Here is a 3,650-nt window from a genome sequence, read left to right as displayed (position 1 = left end):
GGAGGTGCCGAACGAAGTGAGGCGGAGGGGGCGCTCCAAAATTCTCACTCCCCCATGATGCCCGCCATCCGCAGGAGGTACTGCGCATTCGTCGTACGGCAGCGCCCCTCACGGATCTTGAAGTCAAAGAGAATCTTGTCCCCCTCGTAGTGCTCCTCAAAATGCGCGTTCGCCACGGGGATCCCCGCGCACTCGAGATCGCAGAGCTCGAAGTCATGCGTTGTCACAATCGTAATCGCATGCGGCAGCGTCAGGCGGCTGATCGCCGCACGCGCCCCGACAATACGGTCGGCAGAATTCGTCCCGCGGAAGATCTCGTCGATGAGGATGAGCATCGGACGCCCATGCTTGCTGTACGTCATCATCTTCTTAATGCGCAGGAGCTCGGCATAGAACGTCGAGATGCCGCCCGCGAGATCGTCGCTGATCTGGATCGACGTATAGACCGCCATCGGCGTGAGCGCAAAGGATTTTGCACACACGGGCGCGCCTGCGTATGCGAGGACAGCGTTGGAGCCCAGCGTTCGCATATACGTCGTCTTACCGGACATATTCGATCCCGTGATGACGAGCGTCCCGGACGTGAGGTCGGCATCGTTCGGCGTTGCCGACTCCTCGGGGATGAGGAGCGGCATTGCCGCCTCTGCTCGGAGATGCGGTTTCTCCCCGTCAAGGAACTGCGGAAATACATGCACCTCGCGTGTATGACCGATGCGTGCGAGCGACAAGAGCACCTCCACCTCCGCCCAGACCTTGAGCCACCCCGCAGCGGCGGCACCCGCCTGCAGGCGCCAGTGGGAGAAATACGCCATACAGTGCAGATCCCAGAGCAAAAGTCCGTTCGCAAGGAAGAAAAAGAGCACATTCCGCCGCATCGCCGCACAGTCGGCAAGTATAGTAAGCCGCCCCTGCGCCTTTGTCGCGCGAACGGGCGAAAAAAGAGGTGCCAGCACCTCGGCAAACGCCTCCCCGCGCAGCGGCGCACGCTCAAGCGTGCGGAAGATGCGCCCGTAGAGCCTGAGTTCCCGCGCCATATGTCCGAGCGGGGCGAGCTCACGCTGCGTGCGCGGATAGAACGCCATCGCCACCGTCAGGTTGAACATGAAGAGGACGAGCGGCAGCGTCCACGAGCCGCCCGCGAAGATTGCCCATAGGAACGACCACATGCAGGCGTTTGCAAATACAATGCCAATACAAGAGATAAGTTTTAGCGATCCTTTGAGTGGCTGTGCAAGCTCCTCTGCAAGTTTCCGCGTATCGTGCCCGTCGGGGAGCCGTGCACCGCGCGCCTCAAGCTCAATGCAGAGAAGGGGATGAGCCAGAAGCTCTGCCACCGCCGCCTGCCGCCGCCGCGTCCGTTCGAGATCGTACGGCGTCGCCGAGAGCGCTGCGGCAAGCCGGTCGCGCCCTGCCTGCGTGCGCGCCGCACAGAGATACTGATAGAGCGAGGCCGTTCCGAAGATGTGGAGATCTCGGTCAGGCGGCCGCTTCTCCTTCCCATAGGCAGCACCGTCCTCGGGCAGATTCTTCCACTCTCCCGAGAACCGTGCGAGGTAGTCGGCGGTCACAGCAAGGTATGATTTCGTCAGGAGACGCAGCCGCTCCAGTTTCCGATGCCGCGCGACGAGCACGACGAAGAGCAGCAGCAAAAAGCCTCCCAGCATGAGTTCTGCGGGAGATCCCATATCATAGCCGTGGACTAGGACAATCAGCATTGCGGGGAAAACAAGTGTACGTGCGAGAATAAATCGCGTCCGTTGCTTATTCTGCCCCCGTTCCAACGCAATCGTATTCTCACGCGCATTTTCGTAAAATGATTTTTTCAATATGAAACCTCTTCTCATTTTGCAATAATTCACATTATAGCACACCTTGGTTTCCTAATGTAGACAATTTTTCCCGAAGCTGTTACAATATCAAAAGGATGGGAGGAATACTCATGCAGAATCCGGACGATGCCATCCGACGAACGGAGGCAGCCATGCGCGCACTTGAACAGCGTATGCAGAACGCCGTGGGCGACCTCGACTACGAATCCTATCTCTACCAGAAGCGCGCCCTCACGGCGGCGCTTCTCACCCTCCGAAAACGGCGCGAGACGATGTCCGCCGCAGAGGCATTCAGCCAAAATTCAGCATCATCGGATAGGATAAAAGACAAATAGTCAAAGGTGAGAAAGAAAGGAAATTGCGATACTATGTCACAACGCATGACTATGGATGAAGTACTCAAGGAATACGGCGTACCGCAGCTGCGGCTCGACGTGCATGCAACGCGCACCGATCTCCTGAAGCTGCGCGAGAAGCTGATGGCGATCCGCGACCTCTCGGACGGGCGCGAGCAGGGCTATCTCGACATCGAGTGCAAGCTCTACATCGACGTGGACGACATCGACCGCTATCTCTCGGGCGAGCTCGACACCGTCGGCGAGATCTACGCGTTCCCCGAGGACGTCAAGTCCTATCGGGAATAAATGCTCTTCGCAGCACGGACATTCTTGACCTTGGGCTGTGTGCCGCTCCGTAGCAAACCCTAGTGGAGCAAGCGGAGAAAAGTGTGCGACCCGCCCCCTGCGGATTTTAACCGTTCAAGCGAAGCGCGTTTGGAATCCGCAGGTATTTAGGCGGACGAGCACACGACCGCTTGCGCAACAAGGGTTCTGCGAGGAGTGCACACAGCAGGACAGCCGTGTGTTTGCTACGGAGCGGCACACAGCAGAATATCCCATGGTCAAGAATGTCCGTGAAATTGCGAACACCGGGGCTCCCCCATCTCGAATGATCGATAAAGGAGAACATCGAATGAAACTCAAGAAACTCATCGCTGCGGCAATGGTCGGCGCGCTGACCTTTACCGCCCCCCTCATCGTCCCGAACGCGCAGAGCACGCTCGGTGCGCAGGCAGAGGCGGCAAAGGGCGGTGCACGCATCGCGCCGAAAGCGGCTCCTGCGGCACCGAAGGCGGCACCGAGCACGAAGAGCGGCAGTCAGAGCAAGTCCGTCTCCGGCAACGGCGAGAGCTATGCGCCGTCCAAGAGCGCAGATCAGCTCAACAAGAACGCTCCCGCCGCAGGCGCAAAGGCGAATACGCCGAATGCAGCAAACGCCGCAAGTCAGGCACAGAAAAGCTCGGGCTGGGGCAACACGCTCCGCAACATCGGACTCCTCGCCGGCGGCATGATGCTCGGCGGGCTTCTCGCCTCCATGTTGGGCACGAGCGGGGGCTTCCTCGCCGACATCCTCGGTGTCCTCGCGAATGTCGCCATATTCTTCGCTGCGTTCATCGCGATCCGCTGGCTCTGGAACCGCTTCCGCGGACGCAAGGAGGAGAACGCATACCAGCGTGGCGCTCATCCGAAACAGGCAGCACCGCCGCAGCCGCCCATCACAGACATCCGTCCGCCGGGTGCCCCCGCATCCTACACCGCGCCGATGAACGCGCATACGGATGTGGCAGGGGAGAGCCCGCACACGATCGCGGACCGCTACCGGAATCGGTAACATTCGGGGCGTTGTACGAAGCGAAAAACTTCGTACAACGCCCCTTCTTTGTGCCCCTTCCACCGCTTGCGCGGTCCCCCTTCCCCGTCAAACGGGGAAGGCTAGAATTATGGCATCTTAGCTTCCCCCGCCAGAGCGGGGGAAGTGGCG

General features: G+C 59.8%; 4 protein-coding genes. 3 read left to right on the top strand and 1 reads right to left on the bottom strand.

What is annotated here, in order from left to right:
• Positions 1-44: 44 nt before the first annotated feature.
• Positions 45-1,844, bottom strand: a complete 1,800-nt coding sequence (locus HMPREF9081_RS02670) for a MutS-related protein (RefSeq protein WP_040394353.1) — start codon at positions 1,842-1,844, stop codon at positions 45-47.
• A gap of 95 nt (positions 1,845-1,939) precedes the next feature.
• On the opposite strand from HMPREF9081_RS02670, the gene HMPREF9081_RS02665 reads away from it, so the two are divergent.
• The 3 genes from HMPREF9081_RS02665 to HMPREF9081_RS02655 all read left to right on the top strand — a co-directional run bounded on the left by HMPREF9081_RS02665 (position 1,940) and on the right by HMPREF9081_RS02655 (position 3,500).
• A complete protein-coding gene (locus HMPREF9081_RS02665; RefSeq protein WP_040394352.1) occupies positions 1,940-2,164 on the top strand; it encodes a hypothetical protein in 225 nt (74 codons plus the stop codon).
• Positions 2,165-2,197: 33 nt separating this feature from the next.
• Positions 2,198-2,473, top strand: coding sequence for a hypothetical protein (locus HMPREF9081_RS02660; RefSeq protein WP_006696457.1), 276 nt, complete (start codon positions 2,198-2,200; stop codon positions 2,471-2,473).
• A 328-nt stretch (positions 2,474-2,801) separates the two neighbouring features.
• Positions 2,802-3,500: a hypothetical protein gene (locus HMPREF9081_RS02655; RefSeq protein WP_040394347.1), complete on the top strand. Its 699-nt coding sequence runs from the start codon at positions 2,802-2,804 to the stop codon at positions 3,498-3,500.
• Positions 3,501-3,650 lie beyond the last annotated feature (150 nt).

Origin of the sequence: Centipeda periodontii DSM 2778, assembly GCF_000213975.1 — a bacterium.
Classification (GTDB): domain Bacteria; phylum Bacillota; class Negativicutes; order Selenomonadales; family Selenomonadaceae; genus Centipeda; species Centipeda periodontii.
Note: the sequence above shows the minus strand (reverse complement) of the source record. Positions and strands in the feature narration are given on the sequence as shown.